This window comes from Micromonospora sp. NPDC049903, assembly GCF_044460945.1.
Classification (GTDB): Bacteria; Actinomycetota; Actinomycetes; order Mycobacteriales; family Micromonosporaceae; genus Micromonospora.
The window spans coordinates 143,248-163,043 of the sequence record NZ_JBITKL010000006.1 but is presented as its reverse complement, the minus strand read 5'-3'; the positions used below and the strand labels follow the sequence as shown (position 1 = coordinate 163,043).

The 19,796-nt window shown below is 72.0% G+C and carries 16 protein-coding genes and 2 pseudogenes; 14 read left to right on the top strand and 4 right to left on the bottom strand.

Annotation, left to right across the window (positions count from 1 at the left end; genetic code table 11):
- The first annotated feature begins 150 nt into the window (after positions 1-150).
- The 4 genes from ACIBO1_RS13370 to ACIBO1_RS13355 all read left to right on the top strand — a co-directional run bounded on the left by ACIBO1_RS13370 (position 151) and on the right by ACIBO1_RS13355 (position 5,536).
- Positions 151-1,704: a M28 family metallopeptidase gene (locus tag ACIBO1_RS13370; protein ID WP_396745187.1), complete on the top strand. Its 1,554-nt coding sequence runs from the start codon at positions 151-153 to the stop codon at positions 1,702-1,704.
- 483 nt (positions 1,705-2,187) lie between these two features.
- Positions 2,188-3,537, top strand: coding sequence for a hemolysin family protein (locus ACIBO1_RS13365; RefSeq protein WP_396745184.1), 1,350 nt, complete (start codon positions 2,188-2,190; stop codon positions 3,535-3,537).
- Positions 3,534-4,601, top strand: coding sequence for a hemolysin family protein (locus tag ACIBO1_RS13360; RefSeq protein ID WP_396745181.1), 1,068 nt, complete (start codon positions 3,534-3,536; stop codon positions 4,599-4,601). The genes ACIBO1_RS13365 and ACIBO1_RS13360 overlap by 4 nt, the downstream gene beginning before the upstream one ends.
- 11 nt (positions 4,602-4,612) lie before the next feature.
- Positions 4,613-5,536, top strand: coding sequence for a sporulation protein (locus ACIBO1_RS13355; protein ID WP_396745178.1), 924 nt, complete (start codon positions 4,613-4,615; stop codon positions 5,534-5,536).
- 144 nt (positions 5,537-5,680) lie between these two features.
- On the opposite strand, the gene leuE is transcribed toward ACIBO1_RS13355, so the two are convergent.
- Both leuE and ACIBO1_RS13345 read right to left on the bottom strand, forming a co-directional pair.
- Complete coding sequence (gene leuE / locus ACIBO1_RS13350; protein WP_396745175.1) at positions 5,681-6,343, bottom strand: leucine efflux protein LeuE; 663 nt, start codon at positions 6,341-6,343, stop codon at positions 5,681-5,683.
- Positions 6,340-7,584 (bottom strand): bifunctional pyridoxamine 5'-phosphate oxidase family protein/GNAT family N-acetyltransferase, encoded by a 1,245-nt coding sequence (locus tag ACIBO1_RS13345; RefSeq protein WP_396745172.1) that lies wholly within the window; start codon positions 7,582-7,584, stop codon positions 6,340-6,342. Before ACIBO1_RS13345 ends, leuE begins: the two co-directional genes overlap by 4 nt.
- 34 nt (positions 7,585-7,618) lie before the next feature.
- Between ACIBO1_RS13345 and ACIBO1_RS13340 the strand changes: the two genes are divergently transcribed.
- From ACIBO1_RS13340 to rny, 10 genes and pseudogenes are all read left to right on the top strand, one after another.
- Entirely contained in the window at positions 7,619-8,959 is a 1,341-nt protein-coding gene (locus tag ACIBO1_RS13340) for an aminotransferase class I/II-fold pyridoxal phosphate-dependent enzyme (protein ID WP_396745169.1), read from the top strand.
- Between the two features lie 83 nt (positions 8,960-9,042).
- Entirely contained in the window at positions 9,043-9,744 is a 702-nt protein-coding gene (locus ACIBO1_RS13335) for a UdgX family uracil-DNA binding protein (protein WP_396745166.1), read from the top strand.
- 27 nt (positions 9,745-9,771) lie between these two features.
- The gene (locus ACIBO1_RS13330) at positions 9,772-10,911 is read left to right on the top strand and encodes an acyl-CoA dehydrogenase family protein (protein ID WP_396745163.1); all 1,140 of its coding nucleotides are present in this window, start codon (positions 9,772-9,774) and stop codon (positions 10,909-10,911) included.
- Positions 10,912-10,977: 66 nt separating this feature from the next.
- Complete coding sequence (locus tag ACIBO1_RS13325; protein ID WP_396745160.1) at positions 10,978-12,363, top strand: MFS transporter; 1,386 nt, start codon at positions 10,978-10,980, stop codon at positions 12,361-12,363.
- Between the two features lie 5 nt (positions 12,364-12,368).
- Positions 12,369-12,569, top strand: a complete 201-nt coding sequence (locus ACIBO1_RS13320; protein WP_131053787.1) for a DUF3046 domain-containing protein — start codon at positions 12,369-12,371, stop codon at positions 12,567-12,569.
- Between the two features lie 185 nt (positions 12,570-12,754).
- Positions 12,755-13,606, top strand: a pseudogene (gene recA, locus ACIBO1_RS13315) (recombinase RecA); the annotation flags it as partial.
- Positions 13,607-13,666: 60 nt separating this feature from the next.
- Positions 13,667-14,221, top strand: a pseudogene (locus tag ACIBO1_RS13310) (LAGLIDADG endonuclease); the annotation flags it as partial.
- Positions 14,222-14,392: 171 nt separating this feature from the next.
- Positions 14,393-14,893 (top strand): hypothetical protein, encoded by a 501-nt coding sequence (locus tag ACIBO1_RS13305; RefSeq protein ID WP_350694093.1) that lies wholly within the window; start codon positions 14,393-14,395, stop codon positions 14,891-14,893.
- Positions 14,894-14,901: 8 nt separating this feature from the next.
- Positions 14,902-15,651: a regulatory protein RecX gene (locus ACIBO1_RS13300; protein WP_396745156.1), complete on the top strand. Its 750-nt coding sequence runs from the start codon at positions 14,902-14,904 to the stop codon at positions 15,649-15,651.
- A 592-nt stretch (positions 15,652-16,243) separates the two neighbouring features.
- Positions 16,244-18,010, top strand: a complete 1,767-nt coding sequence (gene rny / locus ACIBO1_RS13295) for a ribonuclease Y (protein ID WP_396745153.1) — start codon at positions 16,244-16,246, stop codon at positions 18,008-18,010.
- Between the two features lie 71 nt (positions 18,011-18,081).
- On the opposite strand, the gene ACIBO1_RS13290 is transcribed toward rny, so the two are convergent.
- Complete coding sequence (locus tag ACIBO1_RS13290) at positions 18,082-19,074, bottom strand: amino acid ABC transporter permease (protein ID WP_396745150.1); 993 nt, start codon at positions 19,072-19,074, stop codon at positions 18,082-18,084.
- On the bottom strand, positions 19,071-19,778 hold the full coding sequence (locus tag ACIBO1_RS13285) for an amino acid ABC transporter permease (RefSeq protein ID WP_396745147.1): 708 nt from the start codon (positions 19,776-19,778) through the stop codon (positions 19,071-19,073). The genes ACIBO1_RS13290 and ACIBO1_RS13285 overlap by 4 nt, the downstream gene beginning before the upstream one ends.
- Positions 19,779-19,796: the final 18 nt, after the last annotated feature.

Genomic DNA, 19,796 nt, shown 5'->3' with positions numbered 1-19,796 from the left:
GACGTAGCGATCAATCCGGCACCTTGCGTCTTGCCCGCCGGGGCGGCGCCCAGCAACCTCTCGCAATGACGGGCATCGATCAAGTGGCCGTCCTCCGGCCACCCGTGCACCCACGGTCGGCCGGTGCTCGCCCCCGAACCGGGAGGATCCATGAGACCCCGCACCCTCCGTGCCGTCGGGCTCGCCGCGGTCGTCGCCACCGCGACGGTCGCCGCGTCGGCCCTCGCGGGCGCGCCCGTGGCCGTCGCCGCGCCGATCACCGCCGCCGTCGCCGCGCCCGACATCTCCCTGACGAACGTCAAGGGACACCTCAACCAGTTCCAGTCGATCGCGACCGCCAACGGTGGCAACCGGGCACACGGCCGACCCGGCTACCTCGCCTCGGTCAACTACGTCCGGGCTCAGCTCGACGCGGTCGGTTACACCACCGCCGTCCAGTCGTTCACCTACAACGGCGCCACCGGCTACAACCTGATCGCCGACTGGCCCGGCGGTGACCCGAACGCGGTCGTGATGACCGGGGCGCACCTGGACAGCACCACCGCAGGGCCCGGCATCAACGACAACGGCTCGGGCTCGGCGGCGATCCTCGAGGTGGCGCTCGCCGTCGCCCGGACCGGGTTCACGCCCGACCGGCACCTGCGGTTCGCCTGGTGGGGCGCGGAGGAGTTGGGGCTGCGTGGCTCGCAGTACTACGTCAACAACCTGCCCACCGCCGAGCGCAGCCGGATCAAGCAGTACCTGAACTTCGACATGGTCGGCTCACCCAACGCCGGCTACTTCGTCTACGACGGGGACAACTCCGACGGGGTGGGCTCCGGCCCCGGCCCGGCCGGCTCGGCCCAGATCGAGCAGACCATCCAGGCGTACTTCACCTCGATCGGCGTACCGACCCGGGGCACCGACTTCGACGGACGCAGCGACTACGGCCCGTTCATCAGCGTGGGCATCCCGGCCGGCGGCACCTTCACCGGCGCCGAGGGCACCAAGTCCAGCGCCCAGGCGTCACTCTGGGGCGGCACCGCCGGGCAGGCGTTCGACCCCTGCTACCACCGGGCCTGCGACACGCTCACCAACATCAACGACACCGCGCTGGACCGTAACGCCGACGCCATCGCGTACACCGTCTGGACGCTGGCCCAGGTGGCGACCCCACCGCCCGGCACCACGGTCTACAGCGACACCTTCGAGACCGCCACCGGCTGGACCGTCAACCCGGCCGGTACGGACACCGCCACCGCCGGCCGGTGGGAGCGCGCGGACCCCGCCGCCACCAGTAGCTCCGGTGTCGCCACCCAGCTCGGCACCACCGTCAGCGGCAGCTTCGACCTGGTCACCGGCCCGCTCGCGGGCAGCAGCGCCGGAGACCACGACCTCGACGGCGGCGTCAGCACCGTCCAGTCCCCGACGATCACGCTGCCGTCCACCGGCACGCTGACGCTCTCGTTCTCCTGGTACCTGGCCCACCTGAACAACTCCAGCAGCGCCGACTACCTACGGGTACGCGTCATCGGCACCAGCACGGTCACCGCGCTCAGCGCGACCGGCGCGGCCACCAACCGGGCGGCGTCCTGGCAGACCGGCAGCGCGGACATCTCGGCCCTGCGCGGACAGACCGTCCGAATCGTGATCGACGCCGCCGACGCCAGCACCGCCAGCCTGGTCGAGGCCGCCGTCGACGACGTCCGCATCGTGCAGAGCTAACCGCCCGGGTGTAAGGAAGGGCCCCCTGTTAACGCCTCCGGTATAGCAGGGGTCCCCTCCTAACATCCGAACAGCGGAAGCTCGATCCGGCGGACGCCCCGGACGCCCTGGCCCGCCACATCGCCACCCCGGCGCACCGCGCCCACCGCCGCCTGACCGATCGGAAAGAGCGTGGCAGCACAGCTGTTCGACACGCCGTGCGCACAGCAGCTGCACTGCCACGCACGCCGAGCACCGCACGCCGCACGCCACACGCCACACACCGAGCACCGGGCGCTGAGCTCCGCGCGCTGCGTCGGGTGGGGCGGCCCGACGGCGGCGTGCCACACGGTCGGGACAGTGCCTCCACAGCCCGCGAGCGGGGCGTCCCCGCCGGTAGAATGACGGGATGATCGACTCTTCTGCCCAGGAGGGCAGCAGTAGCCAGCCGGGTAAGCCCCGGCATCCACACGACCCGACGACCCCGGGAGCCCTGAGCCTCCCGTGTTGATCACCGTCGGTCTCGTACTGATCATCGTTCTGACCATCGCGACGGGCTACTTCGTTGCGCAGGAGTTCGGCTACGTCGCGGTCGACCGGGGCAAGCTCAAGCAGAGCGCCGACGAGGGCGACCAGGCGTCGGCCCGTGCCCTGGAGGTCACCGGACGGCTGTCGTTCATGCTCTCCGGCGCGCAGCTCGGCATCACCGTCACCACACTGCTGGTCGGCTACCTGGCCGAGCCGTACCTCGGCGCGGGCCTGGCCGAGCTGCTCGGCGTCTCCGGCGTCTCGACTGCGGTCAGTCTGCCGCTGTCGGTGGCGCTGGCCCTGGTCATCGCGACCGTGGTGCAGATGGTGGTCGGCGAGTTGGCCCCCAAGAACCTGGCTATCGCCCGGCCCGAGCCGGTGGCCCGGGCCCTGTCCCGTTCCACCCTGGTCTACCTGGCCGTCGCCGGGCCGGTCATCAAGCTGTTCGACCGGGCCGCGGTACGCCTGCTGCGCCGGGTCGGCATCGAACCGATCGAGGAGCTGCCCAGCGGCGCCACGCCGGAGGACCTGGAGCAGATCATCGCCGAGTCCCGGCAGGGCGGTCACCTCGACGCCGAGATGTCCGAGCTGCTGGACCGGGGGCTCGACTTCCGGCAACTGACCGCCGGTGAGGCCATGGTGCCCCGGGTCGACGTGCACACCGTCCTGGCCCACGAGCCGATCAGCCGGGTGGTCGAGCTGCTCGACACCGGCCGGTCCCGTTTCCCGGTACGCGGCACCGAGGGCGTCGACGACCTGGTCGGCGTGATCGGCATCGCCGACGTGCTCGGGGTGCCGCCGGCGCAACGCGCCACCACTCCGGTCAGTACGGTCGCCGGTCCGCCGCTGCTCGTACCCGAGACGTTGCCGCTGCCCATCGTGCTGGACCGGCTCCGGTCCGGGCACCGGCAGCTCGCCTGCGTGGTCGACGAGTACGGCGGCTTCGCGGGCGTCATCACGTTGGAGGACATCGCCGAGGAGCTGGTCGGCCCGATCCGCGACGAGGACGATCCGCCGGAGCGGGCCCCGGCGCGGCAGGAGGACGGCTCGTGGGTGGTGCCGGCACGCTGGCGCATCGACGAGGTCGCCGACAGCACCGGCATCGCTCTGCCCGAGGGCCCCGAGTACGACACCCTCTCCGGGCTGGTGATGCGGGAGCTGGGCCGGGTACCCGAGGTCGGTGACCGGCTGGAGATCAGCCTGTTGGCCGACGGTGAGCACGGGCCGGGGCCGCGTGCCCTGGTCGAGGTGCTCGCGGTGGACCGGCACGTGGCCGACTCCGTCCGGCTCCAGCTCACCGGCGGCCCCGAGGAGGTGGGCGCGTGAGCACCGGATTCGCGCTGATCACCTCGGTGGTCCTGCTGGCACTCAACGGGTTCTTCGTCGCGGCCGAGTTCGCGCTGGTCGCGAGCAAGCGGTACCGACTGGAGCAGGCGGCGGCCGGCGGCGGCCGGGCGGCGAAGGCCGCCCTCGACGGCGTACGCGAACTGTCGCTCATGCTGGCCGGCGCGCAACTCGGCATCACCCTGTGCACGCTGGGCCTCGGTGCGTTGGCCGAGCCGGCGATCGAACGGCTGGTGGGGCCGCTGCTGCACGCCGTCGGCCTGCCCTACGGCGCCAGCCACGTGATCGCGCTGATCTTCGCGCTCAGCCTGGTCACCTTCCTGCACCTGGTGGTCGGCGAGATGGCGCCGAAGTCCTGGGCGATCACCCACCCGGAGCGGTCCGCGCTGCTGCTGGCCCTACCGTTCCGGGCCTTCGCCCGGGTGGCCCGGCCGGTGCTGTCGGTGCTCAACGCGGTGGCCAACGCGATGCTGCGGCTGTTCAAGGTCAACCCGCAGGACCAGTTGGCCCAGGTGCACGGCCCGGACGAGTTGCGGATGCTGCTGGAGCAGTCGCACGAGCACGGGCTGCTCGGCGCCGCGCAGCACGAGCTGCTGACCAGCATGCTCCAGTTGCAGGCGACCACGGTGGCGCAGGTGATGGAGCCCTTCGACCGGATGGTGACGGTCCGTCGGGAGGACCCGGTGGACCGGATCGAGCAGGTCAGCCGGGACAGCGGCCGGTCCCGGATGGCGGTCCTGGACGCCGCCGGTGACGTCTGCGGCCTGGTGCACGTACGGGAGGCGGTGCGTGCCACCGCCGTCCGGCCGGACGCCCGGGCGGCGGACCTGATGAACGAGGCGATCACCCTGCCCGGCACGGCCACCGTGAACGAGGCGGTGGCCGTGATGCGGGCCCGCCGCTCGCAGCTCGCGCTGGTGCGCAACGGCGGGGGTCCGGCCCGGCCGGTCGGCTTCGTCGCCCTGGAGGACCTGCTGGAGGAGGTCATCGGGGAGTTCGACGACGAGACCGATCCGATCCCACGTGCGGTGCGCCGCCTGAGGTAGGAGCGACACGGATGCGGCTGACGGGGGTGTCACCGGAGTCGGGCGGTACGGGCCTGACGGTGCAGACCGCGCTGGCCAATCCGAGCACCCGCCCCGGCCTACGCCTGCCGGGGCGGGTGAACCTGATCGCCGGTGCGGTCGACGTGCCGGTCCTGCACGTCCGGCTCGGCCTGGTCAGCTCGGTCGAGCCGGACGACCCGGAGGCCCCTCGACGGCTGGTGCAGTTCCACCAGGCACAGGTGGCAGACGCGCTGGTGCTGCGGGCGGGCCGGGCGCGGTCGATCCCGTTCGAGTTCCCGCTGCCGTGGGAGACGCCGGTGACCACGTACGGCGGGGTGCCGCTGCTCAGCCTGCGGATGGGGTTGCGTACCGAGGTGGCGCTCGACCCGGCGCTGGACCAGGGCGCGATGGTGCCGGTCTTCGTCCACCCGCTGCCCACCCAGCAGCACGTCCTGGCCGCGCTGGACACGCTGGGATTCAGCGTGCGCCAGTCGGGGCTGGTCGACGGGCGGCTGCCCGGGGTGGAGCAGACCCTGCCGTTGCACCAGCGGTGGGGTTTCTGGGTCGGGCCGCTCTACGCCGGGCCGATCACCGAGTTGGAGGTGATCTTCGTGGCCAACTCCGCCGGCCTCGAGGTGATCCTCTGGTGCGACCGTCGGCTGGCGCTGGCCGGGATCACCCACACCAGCATCAGCCGGTTCCGCATCTGGCACGCCGACGCCGATCAGCGCGACTGGATCTCCGTCGTGGACGGTTGGCTGCGTCAGACGATCAACCGGCACGCGGCAGCGGCCGCACAGGCCGACTGGTCGGCCACCATCACCGAGTCCGCCCACGTCAGTCGCCCGCCCGACCGGCCGATCGCCCCCGGTTTCGGCCTGGGCGGCACGGCCGGCGGCGCGGGTGTCGGTGGAGGCGGCGGCGACGGCACCTGACGCTCGCACACGCTCCTGGGTTGCGGCGCCCTGCGCCCGACGGTGTTAGGAGGGGTCCCCTGCTATACCTCAGGCGTTAGCAGGGGACCCCTCCTTTCACAAAAACCCGCACCCCGCACAAGCCGCACCCTGCATCCGCGTCACTCAGCCCTGCGCGAGCTTGAAGCCGAAGCCGAGGAACAGCGCGCCCACAGCGGTGGTCGCCCCGGCCGACAGGCGGCGACGCCTGCGGAACTGGGTGGCCAGGAACGTGCCCGCGAAGATCAGCGCGGTCAGGTACAGCAGGCTGGTCACCTGCGCGATCAGACCGAGCAGCAGGAAGGACAGCGCCGGCCAGGCATACGTGGGGTCGACGAACTGGATGAAGAACGAGACGAAGAAGAGGATCGCCTTCGGGTTGAGCAGGCTGATCATCATGGCCTTGCGGAACGGGCTGCGCATCTCCGCCGGCTTCGCGGCGTCGATCAACCGCGGCGTGTCCGGGTCGTTGCGGTCCCGCCAGCGCCGCCAGGCGCCGCGCAGCATGGTCACCCCGACATAGGCCAGGTACGCGGCACCCGCGTACTTGATCACGAGGAAGACCGGCGGGTACGCCTTGAGCAGCGACGCCACCCCGGCGGCGGAGAGGACCATGAGCACCGCGTCGCCGACCAGCACCCCGCCCGCGGCCCGGTACCCGACGCCCACCCCGCGTCGGGCAGCGGTGGAGAGGACGAAGAGCGAGTTCGGTCCGGGCAGCAGGATGATGGCGACGGTGCCCAGCACGTACGTCCAGATGTCGGTGATCCCCAGCACGCTCGACATCATCCGGCCGCGCCGGCGCCCGAGAGAAGCCTTTCCCGAAGCCTGACCTGTGCGTTCGGCCACTCGTCGGCGGTCATCGAGTACTGCACGGTGTCCCGCCACGAGCCGTCCGGCCGCTGCCGGTGCTTGCGCAGCACGCCTTCCCGGGCGGCGCCGAGCCGCTCGATGGCCCGCTGCGAGCGCTCGTTGCGGATATCGGTGTGCCAGACCACCCGGATCGCGCCGAGGTCGTCGAAGGCGCGGCCGAGCAGCAGCAGTTTCGCCTCGGTGTTGATCCCGGTACGCCACCAGGGCCGCCCGAGGTACGTGTAGCCGATGGCCAGCGACCGCCGGTCGTCGTCGATCTCGTAGTACGAGGTGGAGCCGACGACGGCCCCGGTCACCGCACACCGTTGCGCCCAGGCGACCCGCTCGCCACGGTGCTGGGCGGCCAGCGCCGTCGCGATCTCGTCGCGCAGCGCCTCCGGGTCGGCCGGCTGGGGAACGCCCAGGTGCCGCCAGACCTCCGGGTCGACGGTGGCCGCGTACAGCTCGTCGGTGTGCGACACGTCCAGCGGTTCCAGCCGGACGTGCGCGCCGCGCAGCTCGGCCGGTTCGTGCCAGGGCGTGCCAGCCGGCCGCAGGTACGCCGGCACCGGCGCGGTGACTCCGGCGTCGGGTTGCGGCGGCCCGGCGGTCAGCCGCAGCGGCACCACCCCGGCCCAGTAGGGCAGCGCCAGGTCGTCGGGTTCGTCGCGGACGCCGCCGGTGCGGGTGCGGACGGAGACCTCGCGTAGCGGCAGGGCCAGCAGGGCGGTCTCGGCCAGCTCCCGCCGGCTCGGCGGGCGGCTCTGCGCGGCGCGGCCGGTGCCGATCTTCTCCATCAGGGCGGTGAAGACCTCGGCCCGCAGGTCGGTGTCGGTGACCAGGTGGGCGGTGCCGTGCGCGATCACCGAGCGGTAGTTGGCGCTGTGGTGGAACTGCGACCGGGCGTAGACCAGGCCGTCCAGCAGGGTGACCGCCACGCACACCGGCAGGCCGTCGCCACGGGCGGCGAGCAGCGGACGGCTGCCGGTGGAGCCGTGCAGATAGAGGGTGTCGCCGACGCGGACGTGCAGGGTGGGCAGGACGCGGGGCTCACCGTCCACGGTGAAGGCGAGCGCGCAGTGGTACGCCTCGTCGAGCACCGCGTGCGCGGCGTCGCGGTCGTAGCTCATCCGCTCCCGGGAGCGACTGGCGGTGGTGCGGGGGGTCGGCGAGTACATGCTCCCACCTTTGTTCTAGTACAATCTCTTGTTTGTGTCAGCACGATATCAGGTGACCGGTGCGACGGCCGCCGAGATCTCGGCCAGCATCGAATCGGGCATCCGCCATGCCGCCCTCGTCCCCGGCGATCCGCTACCGCCGGTCCGCACGCTCGCCGCAGACCTGGCGGTCAGCCCGGCCACCGTCTCCCGCGCCTACGCCGACCTGCGCCGACGCGGCCTGGTCGCCACCGCCGGCCGACACGGCACCCGGGTACGCCCCCGCCCGCCGGTGGCCGCCCGCCGCGCCGCGCTGCGTCCACCTCCCGCCCCCGGGCTACGCGACCTGTCCGCCGGGCAGCCCGACACCCGACTGCTGCCCCCGCTCGGTCCGCACCTGGCCCGGCTGGCCGAATCCGCCGGCACGCCGGTCGGCTACCCCGACGTCGGCGTGCTGCCGGAGGTCGCCGAGGCGGCCCGGGCGCGACTCGTCGCCGACGGGGTCCCCCCGGCCGAGGTGACCCTCACCGGCGGCGCGCTGGACGGCATCGAGCGCCTGCTCGGCGCGCACCTGCGCCCCGGAGACGCGGTGGCCGTGGAGGACCCGGGCTGGGCCAGCCTGCTGGATCTGATCGCCGCGCTCGGGATGCGGCCGATCGGCGTACCGGTCGACGACGACGGGCCGATGGTCGCCGGGGTGGCCGCCGCGCTCGCCGCCGGAGCGCGGGCGCTGGTGGTGACCAGCCGGGCGCAGAACCCCACCGGCGCGGCCGTCTCCGCCGACCGGGCCGCCGCGCTGCGCGCCCTGCTCGCCGAGTACGCCGACCTGCTGCTGATTGAGGACGACCACGCCGCCGAACTGGCCCGGGTGCCGCTGCACCCGCTGGCCGGCGCGACCGGCAGTTGGGCCTTCCTCCGCTCGGTGAGCAAACCGTTCGGTCCCGACCTGCGGCTGGCCGTGCTGGCCGGGGACGAGACCACGGTGGCCCGGGTGGCCGGGCGGGCCCGGGTCGGTGCCGGCTGGGTCTCCACCGTGCTGCAACGGCTGGTGCTTGCGCTCTGGCAGGACCCGGCGGTGGCCGCCTCCGTCGCGCGGGCCGCCGACAGCTACGAACGGCGGCGCGACGGGCTGATCGCCGCCCTCGCCGCCCGGGGCCTGCCCGCCCACGGACGTAGCGGCATCAACGTGTGGCTGCCGGTGGCCGACGAGACCCTCGCCGCGACCCTGCTGCGGGACGCCGGCTGGCTGGCCGCCCCGGGCGCGCTCTACCGCATCGCCGGCCCGCCCGCGCTGCGGATCACTGTCAGCCCGCTGGACGAGGAGGACCTGCCGGCACTGGCCGACGCGCTGGCCCGCGCCGCCCGCCCCGCCCCACCCGCCGGTTTCAGCGCCTGACCGATCTGCCCGGGACCTGCCCGTACGGTCGAACCGCCGGCCTCGTTCGCGTGGCCCGCGCCACACCGGGTAGAACAGTCGACATGTCCGACACCGACACCGCGCCCGGCGCTCAACGGTTCATCCCGCCGCAGGCCGACACGCTCGACGACCTGCGCGCCGCCGCGGCCGGCTGCCGGGGCTGCGAGCTGTACCGGGACGCCTCGCAGACCGTCTTCGGTCGGGGCGACGCCCACGCCCGGGTGGTCTTCGTCGGCGAGCAGCCCGGCGACCTGGAGGATCAGAAGGGCCTGCCGTTCGTCGGTCCGGCGGGCCGACTGCTCCGCAAGGCGGTCGACGACGCGGGTCTGGACCCTCGACAGATCTATCTCACGAACGCGGTCAAACACTTCCGCTTCGAGCTGCGCGGCAAGCGGCGCATCCACCAGACGCCGGACCGGGTGCACATCACCGCCTGTCGGCCCTGGCTGGTCGCCGAGTTCGCCCGGCTGCACCCGGAGATCGTGGTGGTGCTCGGGGCGACCGCCGCGAAGGCGCTGCTCGGCCCGACGTTCCGGGTCACCCGCCAACGTGGCGAACTGCTGCCCTGGCCGGCCGCCGCCCAGCACCCCGAGGACTTCCAGCGGGTCCCGGTGGACAGCGTCGGGCACACCGCCGACGCTCCCGCCGCCCGGCTGCTGGCCACCATCCACCCGTCGGCGGTGCTGCGCGCCGACAACCAGGACGTCGCCTACGACGGCCTCGTCGCCGACCTCACCGTGGCCGCTCGCGCACTCACCCGTTGACCGTCCGGCGGTGCCACACTTGCCGCCATGCGTCAGCATCTCTACGAACGCGACCACGACGAGTTCCGTGAGCTGTGCCGGGCCTTCCTGGCCCGGGAGGCGGTGCCGCACCACGACCGGTGGGAGGCGGACGGGATCGTCGACCGGGAGGTCTGGCGCAAGGCCGGAGCGGCCGGGCTGCTGGGCACCGACGTGGACGAGGCGTACGGCGGTGGCGGCCAACGCGACTTCCGGTACAACGCGGTCCTGGTCGAGGAGATCGTCGCCGCCGGGTGTTCCGGGCTCGGCTTCGGCCTGCACAACGACGTGGTGGCGCCGTACCTCAGCGAGTTGACCAGCGACGAGCAGCGGCAGCGCTGGCTGCCCCGGTTCTGCTCCGGCGACCTGGTCACCGCCATCGCGATGAGCGAGCCGGGCGCCGGCTCCGACCTGGCCGGCGTCCGCACCACGGCGGTACGCGACGGCGACTCGTACGTGCTCGACGGGCAGAAGACGTTCATCACCAACGGCGAACTGGCCGACCTGGTGATCGTGGTGGCCCGAACGGCCGACGAGGGCGCGCACGGGCTGAGCCTGCTCGCTGTGGAGGCCGGTACCCCCGGCTTCTCCCGAGGCCGCCGGCTGGCCAAGGTCGGTCTCAAGGCCAACGACACCGCCGAGCTGTTCTTCGACGCCTGTCGGGTGCCGGTGGCGAACCTGATCGGCAGCGAGAACCAGGGCTTCTACCACCTGATGGCCAACCTGCCCCGGGAACGGCTGAGCATCGCGGTCGCCGCCGTCGCCGCCGCCGAACGGCTGCTCGCGATCACGCTCGACCACGCCCGCACCCGGGAGGCGTTCGGCCGTCCGATCGGGCGGTTCCAGCACAACCGGTTCGTCCTGGCGGAGATGGACACCGAGGTCACCATCGCGCGGACCTTCGTCAACCACTGCGTCGCCGAGTTCGGTGCCGGCCGACTGACGGTGGCCGACGCGGCGAAGGCCAAGTGGTGGACCACCGAGTTGCAGAACCGGGTCGCCGACCGGTGCGTGCAACTGCACGGCGGCTACGGCTTCATGCTGGAGTACCCGGTGGCCCGGGCCTGGCTGGACAGCCGGGTGCAGACCATCTACGGCGGCACCACCGAGATCATGAAGGAGATCATCGGGCGTGAGCTGGGGCTGTGACGACGCCCGGGCGATCGCCGTCGTAGGGTGCGTCAGGATCGGCACCCCTCACCGAGGAGCGGTTCGTTGGCCACCGACCTGAGCACACCGGCGACGGCACCCGTCGACGTCGCGTCGCTCCAGCGGCGCACCCTGCGCCTGCTCTGCAGCACCCAGGTGCTCGGCGGGATCGGGGTGACCATCGGCTTCGCCGTCGGGGCGCTGCTCGTCGCCGAGATCGCCGGCACCGCCGCGGCCGGTCTGGCGCAGAGCGCCGCCGTGGTCGGCGGTGCGCTGCTGGCCGTACCGATCACCCGGATCATCACCGGGCACGGCCGTCGGCCGGGCCTGGCCGTCGCGTACGGCGTCGGCGCGCTGGGCGGGACGCTGATCGTGGTGGCCGCGGCGACCCGGTGGATCCCGCTGCTCTTCCTCGGCATGCTGCTGTTCGGCGGTGGGTCCGCGGCCAACCTCCAGGCCCGTTACGCCGCCGTCGACCTGGCCGCGCCGGCTCGCCGCGCCCGGCACCTGTCCCTGGTCGTCTGGGCCACTACCGTCGGCGCGGTGGCCGCCCCGAACTTCGCCGCGCTGGCCGACCGCGTCACCGGTGGCTGGGGGCTGCCCGCGCTGTCCGGCCCGTTCGCGTTCAGCGCCGTCGCGTTCGTGCTCGCCGCCGGCGTACTCCTGGTGCGGTTGCGGCCCGACCCGCTGCTGACCGCGCGCCGTCTCGCGGCGGCCGTCCCCGACGGTCCCGGCGAGGTCGGTCCCGAGGCGGCCGGTGCGCGGTCCACCCCCGCGCCGCCGCCCGGTGACCCGGTGACGGCCGAGCCCGTGCCCGTGCCGGCGCCGTCGGCCCGGCGCGGCGCGGGGATGCGCGCCGCCTGGTCGGTGGTACGCGCCCGCCCGGCCGCCCGACTCGGCGTGACCGCCGTGGCGGTCGGCCACCTGGTGATGGTGGCCGTGATGGCGATGACCCCGGTGCACCTGCGCGAGTTCCACCCGGTGGACGAGGTGCTGCCGGTGGTGGGGCTGGTGCTGAGCCTGCACATCGCCGGCATGTACGCGCTCGCGCCGGTGGTCGGCTGGCTCGCCGACCGGCTCGGCCGCCGCGCGGTGATCCTCGGCGGGGTCGGCACGCTGCTGGCCGCCTGCGCGGTCGCCGGCACCGCCGGGCATCACACCGCCCGGCTGGTCGTCGGGCTGGTGCTGCTCGGGCTCGGCTGGTCGGCGACCATGGTGGCCGGTTCCACGCTGCTGTCGGAGTCCGTGCCGGACGCGGTACGCCCCAGCACCCAGGGCCTGTCCGACCTGCTCATGGGGCTGGCCGGTGCGCTGGCCGGCGCGGTCAGCGGGTTTGTCGTGCAGGTGTCGGGATATCCCGTGCTGACCCTGCTGGCGGCGGTCGCGGTGGCCCCCCTGCTGGCGCTAGCGTTGCGTCCGGTGCCGGTGGGCGCACCGGACGAGGAGGACTGATCGACGTGCGGCTGACCGACTTCTGGACGCGGCTGGAGGAGGCGTTCGGCCCCGGGTACGCGGCCAGCATCGCCCGTGACCAGGTGCTGGCGCAGCTCGATGGGCGGACCATCGAGCAGGCGCTCGCGGCCGGAGCCCAGACGCACGTGGTGTGGCGTGCGGTGGTCGCCGCCTATCCCGACCGGGTGCCCGCCCGGCTACGCTGAGCAGCCGATTCGTTACTTCCGCGTGTCCCTTGCCGACTCGTACACCTGTTCGGCTATTGTCCACAGCGGGGTGCTCGTCCACAGATCACGGCCCGTCGGCTGGTTTTCTGTCGGACCCAGCGCCTAGCGTGTCCCGCGTGACGCGAAGCTCAGGAAAGACGCCGGCGAAGGCAGGGGTGGCAACGATGGCGGCAGGGCCGGACCGGGAGAAGGCACTCGACCTTGCTCTCGCTCAGATCGATAAACAGTTCGGCAAGGGCTCGGTGATGCGGCTGGGGGAGCGGCCGGTCATCCAGACCGCGGTGATCCCCACCAGCTCCATCGCCCTCGACGTCGCGCTCGGTGTCGGCGGCCTGCCCCGAGGCCGAGTCGTCGAGATCTACGGCCCGGAGAGCAGCGGTAAGACCACGGTCGCCCTGCACGCGGTGGCCAACGCCCAGCGGGCCGGCGGCATCGCCGCGTTCATCGACGCCGAGCACGCGCTCGACCCGGAGTACGCCAAGGCCCTCGGCGTCGACACCGACGCCCTGCTGGTCTCCCAGCCGGACACCGGCGAGCAGGCGCTGGAGATCGCGGACATGCTGGTCCGCTCCGGCGCCATCGACATCATCGTGATCGACTCGGTCGCCGCGCTGGTGCCGCGCGCCGAGATCGAGGGCGAGATGGGCGACAGCCACGTGGGTCTGCAGGCCCGGTTGATGAGCCAGGCGCTACGGAAGATCACCGGTGTGCTCAACAACACCGGCACCACCGCGATCTTCATCAACCAGCTCCGCGAGAAGATCGGCGTCATGTTCGGGTGCATGTCGTACTCGACCCGGGTCACCCTGGCCGACGGCACTCAGGAGAAGATCGGCAAGATCGTCAACCAGCGGATGGACGTCGAGGTCCTCTCCTACGACCCGGAGACCGACCGGGTCGAGCCGAAGCGGATCGTCAACTGGTTCAACAACGGTCCGGCCGAGCAGTTCCTCCAGTTCACCGTCGCCAAGTCCGGCGGCAACGGCCGGGCGCAGTTCGCCGCCACCGCCAACCACCTGATCCGGACCCCCGGTGGCTGGCGCGAGGCGGGCGAGGTGATCGCCGGTGACCGGGTGATGCTGGCCGAGGCGCGGCGCCTCAGTGAGCAGCAGTGGCAGGTGGTGCTCGGTTCGCTGATGGGCGACGGTGCCCTCTCACCGAACCGCCGGGACCGCTCCGGTGTCCGTTTCCGCCTCGGTCACGGTGCGCAGCAGGTCGACTACCTCGACTGGAAGGTCTCGCTGCTCGGCAACATCGGGCACTCCCGGCACACCGACTCCCGAGGCGCGGCTTTCGTCGACTTCACTCCGCTGCCGGAGCTGGACGAGCTGCGTCGGGCCGTCTACCTGGGTGACGGCAAGAAGTACCTGAGCTGGGACTACCTCAAGGCGCTGACCCCGCTCGCCCTCGCGGTGTGGTACATGGACGACGGCTGCTTCACGGTCCGGTCCAAGGGCGTGCAGGAGCGCACGGCCGGCGGTTCCGGCCGGATCGAGATCTGTGTCGAGGCGATGGCGGAGGGCAGCCGCGATCGGCTGGTCGAGCACCTGCGTGACGCGTACGGCATGGACGTGAAGCTGGTCTCCCGTGGGGCGCGGCAGACGGCGTCGATCATCTTCACCACCGAGTCGTCGGCGAGGTTCCAGGAGTTGGTCGCTCCGTACGTGCCGGTGGCGATGGAGTCGAAGCTGCTGCCGCGGTTCCGTGGCCGGTACGCCGTCGAGCCGCAGTTCGTTCCGGCAGAGCTCACGCCGGTCCCCGCGCGGGTCATCGACGTGCGGGTCAAGCCGAAGACCCGCTCCATGAACCGGTTCGACATCGAGGTGGAGGGCAACCACAACTACTTCGTCGACGGGGTCATGGTGCACAACAGTCCCGAGACGACGACGGGTGGTCGGGCGCTGAAGTTCTACGCCTCGGTCCGGCTCGACGTGCGCCGCATCGAGAGCCTCAAGGACGGCACCGACGTGGTCGGTAACCGCACCCGGGTCAAGGTCGTGAAGAACAAGGTGGCCGCGCCGTTCAAGCAGGCCGAGTTCGACATCATGTACGGCAAGGGCATCTCCCGCGAGGGGTCGCTGATCGACGTCGGCGTCGAGCAGGCGATCATCCGCAAGTCCGGCGCCTGGTACACGTACGACGGTGACCAGCTCGGCCAGGGCAAGGAGAAGGCCCGCGAGTTCCTCCGGGAGAACCCGGACGTGGCTGCCGAGATCGAGAAGAAGATCCTGGAGAAGCTCGGCGTCGGAGCCGGCGCGGGCGATGCCGCCGGTGGCCCGGAGCTGCCGCCGGTCGACTTCTGATCTGACTCATGGCAGGACGACGCGCGCGTACGGGGCGAGGCTGGGATGCCAGTCCGCCTCGTACGGCCGACGGCACTCCACGTCCACGCCGGGGTCGCCGCGCCGCCGGTGACGAGTCCGGCCCGACCTCCGGTCCGCTCGACGAAGAGACGGGCTCCGGCACGCCGTCGGGCGACGCAACGGCGGGTGGCCGAGGAACGACCCCACCCCGCGACGAGTCCGAGGTGGCTCGGGAGATCTGCCTGCGGCAGCTCGCGGTGCGTCCGCGCACTCGCGCCGAGCTGGCCACCGCGCTCGCCCGACGGGGCATCTCCGAGGAGACCGCCGTCGGAGTCCTCGACCGGTACGACGAGGTCGGCATCATCGACGACGCCGCGTTCGCCCGGGCCTGGGTGAGCAGCCGGCACGCCGGCCGTGGGTTGGCCCGCCGGGCGCTCGCCAACGAGCTGCGCCGACGCGGCGTGGACGGCGACACCGCCAGCGAGGCGCTGGACGAGTTGGACGAGACCACCGAGGCGGAGACCGCGCGGGCCCTGGTCGAGCGGAAGCTGCGCACGGCCCGAGGCGAGCCGGACGCGGTGTTCCGACGGCTGGTCGGCATGTTGGCCCGCAAGGGCTATCCACCGGGCGTGGCGATCCGCGCGGTGAAGGACGCTCTGGCGGCGCAGAGCGCCGAGGCGGCCGAGTTCGCCGAGCGGCTCGACGCGGACGCCCTGATCGACGCCGAGGGGGACACGGCGGGCGGTCCGGGCGACTGACCGCAGGTTCGGCCGATCATCGGCGGCGTTTGTCCGCTGAAGTCCGACTCTTCGGTGGCTCAGGGTGACTGTGCAACTTCTCTCCGTCCGGGTGGTTTGATCATGACTTCTTGACCGGAGGGCGTTGGAGTCCTAGCCTCGCCATAAAGGCTCACATTGCCCGACCGGCGCAGGCTAAGCGCACAACATAGATCTCGTAACAGAACAGCATCACTTTGGCCGGTTTCACCGGCTGCATACGTCGACCGCGGACAGGCCGGTCCGGGGCGACGCGACAACTGCACCCGGCCCGCCGACGGTCCCAGCGACCGTCGGCGGAGGAAGCCATCCCACGGCCATGCGCTCCGGTCGGGCGTCCAGAGCCGTAGGAGCGTGCCCACCGGCATGCTGCTGCGGCGCGACGTTCAGGGGAGGCGCGCCATGTCGAGGCGGTACGGGTCCATCGGGTGGCCGGCATGAGCGGGGGAACGGGCGCACCCGCCGAGGCGGGTGCGGGGGCCATCGACGACGGTGAGCAGAGTTCAGGGTCGTCAGGGGAGCAGCCGACGCGCCGCATCGCGGCGAGCGGTGACGCAGCCTGGAGGGCTGCCGGATGAGGGGCCTGGACGTGGTGCTCCTGGTCGCCGTCCTGCTGCTGACCGTGGTGGTGCTCGGCGCGGCCTTCCTCGGGCTGCGGGTGCTGCGCGGCATGCAGTCACGTCCGGCGCCGGAGGATCCCGCGTACATCGCGGAGAAGGACCGTCGGGAGCAGTCGCTGGCGGCGTTGCGGACCGCCGCCGACGAGGTGAACAGCACCATCGACGTGGCCAAGTCGGCGGCGTCGGCGGCGCGCGCCGAGGCGGCGGGGGCCAAGGCGGAGGCGAAGTCGGCCCGGGCGGAGGCCCGCCGGGTGCTCGACGACGCCCGGGCCGAGGCGGACGCCGTGTTGGAGCGGGCGCACAAGCAGGCCGAGGCGGACGCCGAGCAGTTGCGCACGGCGGCCCGGCGCAGCGGTGAGCGGGAGGTGGCGGTGCTCGCCGCGACCACCCGGGAGCAGGCCGCCGAGGTCGAGCGGCGGGCCACCCGGATGGACGAGCGGGAGCGGCTGCACACCGAGGAGGTGGAACGGCTCGCCGAGCGGGAGCGTCAGCTCACCGCCGCGAATGCGGCGTTGGCGACCCGGGAGGCGGCGCTGGCGGTCCGGGAGACGGAGCTGACCGAGGCGGAGAACCAGCGGCGCCGGGAGTTGGAGCGGGTGGCCGGCCTGACCGCCGACGCGGCCCGCACCGAGTTGGTCGAGGCGATCGAGACCCAGGCCAAGCGGGAGGCCGCGCTGCTGGTGCGGGACATCGAGTCCGACGCCCGGTCGACGGCCGAGCAGCGGGCCCGGCACATCGTGGTCGACGCGATCCAACGGGTGGCCAGCGAACAGACCGCGGAGAGCGTGGTCAGCGTGCTGCACCTGCCGGGCGACGAGATGAAGGGTCGGATCATCGGTCGGGAGGGCCGTAACATCCGGGCCTTCGAGTCGGTCACCGGCGTCAACCTGATCATCGACGACACCCCCGAGGCGGTGCTGCTGTCCTGCTTCGACCCGGTACGCCGGGAGGTGGGCCGGCTGACGCTGGAGAAGCTGGTGCTCGACGGCCGGATCCACCCGCACCGGATCGAGGAGGTGCACGACCTGGCCCGCCAGGAGGTGGACCAGCTCTGCCGGCGGGCCGCCGAGGACGCCCTGGTCGAGGTCGGGATCACCGAGATCCACGACGAGCTGGTCACGCTGCTGGGACGGCTGCGCTACCGCACCTCGTACGGGCAGAACGTGCTCAAGCACCTGGTGGAGACCGCGCACATCGCCGGGGTGATGGCCGCCGAGCTGCGTCTGGACGTGCCGCTGATCAAGCGGTCGGCCTTCCTGCACGACATCGGCAAGGCGCTCACCCACGAGGTGGAGGGCAGCCACGCCATCATCGGCGCCGACGTGGCCCGCAAGTACGGCGAGAGCGAGGACGTGGTGCACGCCATCGAGGCGCACCACAACGAGGTGCCGCCGCAGACCGTCGAGGCGGTGCTCACCCAGGCCTCCGACGCCTGTTCCGGGGGACGGCCGGGGGCCCGGAGGGAGAGCCTGGAGGCGTACGTGAAGCGGCTGGAGCGGATCGAGGAGATCGCGGCCGGCAAGCACGGCGTGGAGAAGGTCTTCGCGATGCAGGCGGGCCGCGAGATCCGGGTGATGGTCAAGCCCGACGACGTGGACGACATCGGCGCGGCGGTGCTGGCCCGTGACGTGGCCAAGCAGGTCGAGGAGGAGTTGACCTACCCGGGGCAGATCCGGGTGACGGTGGTACGCGAGTCCCGGGTCACCGAGATCGCCCGCTGACGCCGATGGCCGGTCGGTGGCTTCTCGCCTCCGACCGGCCATCCGGTTGGGGTGGTGCTTGCTGACCGGGGTCAGGTGGCCGTGCCGGCGACCGATACGTCCTGGCCGAGGCCCGGCTCGGCTCGGGCCGGGGTCGCTTCATCCTTCGGCGTGTTCTTGATCGCCCGACGGCCCTGGGCGAGACGCCGCTGGGCGTACTCGGCGAGCTTCGACAGCAGGTAGTTGACGGCGATGTAGATGACGCCGACGACGAAGTACACCTGGATCGGGTTGTCCAGCACCTGGATGATGAAGCTGCTCTTCCGGAGCACCTCCTCGTAGCTGATGATGAAGCCCAGCGAGGTGTCCTTGAAGACCACGACGAGCTGGCTGATCAGCGCCGGGAGCATGATCCGGAACGCCTGCGGCAGCAGGATCATCCGGGTCGCCTGGAACGAGGTCAGACCGATCGCGTCGGCCGCCTCGCGCTGGCCGCCGGGCAGTCCCTCCATGCCGGAGCGGAGGATCTCACCGATGACCACACCGTTGTAGATGGTCAGGCCGATCACCAGGTACCACAGGATGCTGCCCAGGTCCACGCCGAGCACCGGCAGGCCGCTGGCGCAGAAGAAGATCGTGATGACGACCGGCAGTCCCCGGAACACCTCGACGAAGAACTTGGTCACGCCGTTGAGCACCCAGCTCAGCCCGCGTACGGCCAGGGCCACCGGCGGCGCCAGGGTGGTGAAGCGGCGGCGCATCAGCGCCTTGAGCTGCACCCGCAGGATGGCGAGCAGGGTGCCGAAGACCAGCGAGCTGACGATGGCGAGCGCGGCGGCGATCAGGGTCGCCCGGAAGCCCTGGCCGAGCTGGGTCCACACCTGACCGAAGACCTCGTTGCTCGGGTCGATCAGCGGTCCCCACTTCTCCATCGCGAACTGCTCGCGCTCGTCGAGCGGCCGGTAGACGAGGAAGTAGGCACCGGCGACGGCCGCGACGGCGGCGAGCACGCTGGAGATGATGGTGACCCGGCGGGCGCGGGGACCCGGAGCGTCGTAGAGGACGGACATCGTCTGGTTGCTCATCGGGCCACCGCCTGCCGGCGCTCGATCCGGTCCAGCATCAGGCCGAGGGGGACCGTGAGGATCAGGTAGCCCAGGCTGATGCCGATGAAGACGGGGATGATCGGCAGGCCGCCCACGCTCGTGAGCGCCTGGCCGCTGGCGGAGAGGTCTCCGGCGACGCCGAAGAAGCCGGCCAGCGCCGAATTCTTGATCATGGCGATCAGCACGCTGCCGAGCGGCACGATCGCTCCTTTCCATGCCTGGGGCAGGACGACGAAGCGCAGGTTCTGCGTGAAGGTCAGTCCGATGGCCCGAGCCGCCTCGGCCTGGCCGCTCGACACACCGTTGACACCGCTGCGGACCGCCTCGGCCACGAAGGCGGCCGTGTAGACGCTCAGCGCGATGAACGCGAACCGGAAGTACGGGAGGTCGGTGCCCATGCGCTGGAAGATCGAGTCCAGCCCCGGGATCCGGAGGAAGTCGGCGTTGGACCCGAGTGCCGGGAGACCGAACGCGGCGAAGAACATGACGATCGTGAGTGGACAGTTGCGCAGCACCGTGACATACGTTCCGCCGAGCCACCGCAGTGGAGGCACCGGCGAGATCCGCATGACGGCCACGAGGACGCCGAGGATCAACGCCCCCGTGGCCGAAAGGATGCAGAGCTGAAGAGTGACAAAGAATCCACTGCGAAAGACGTCGAAGTTGTCGACGAGGACGTTCACGAAATCACCCTTCAGCTA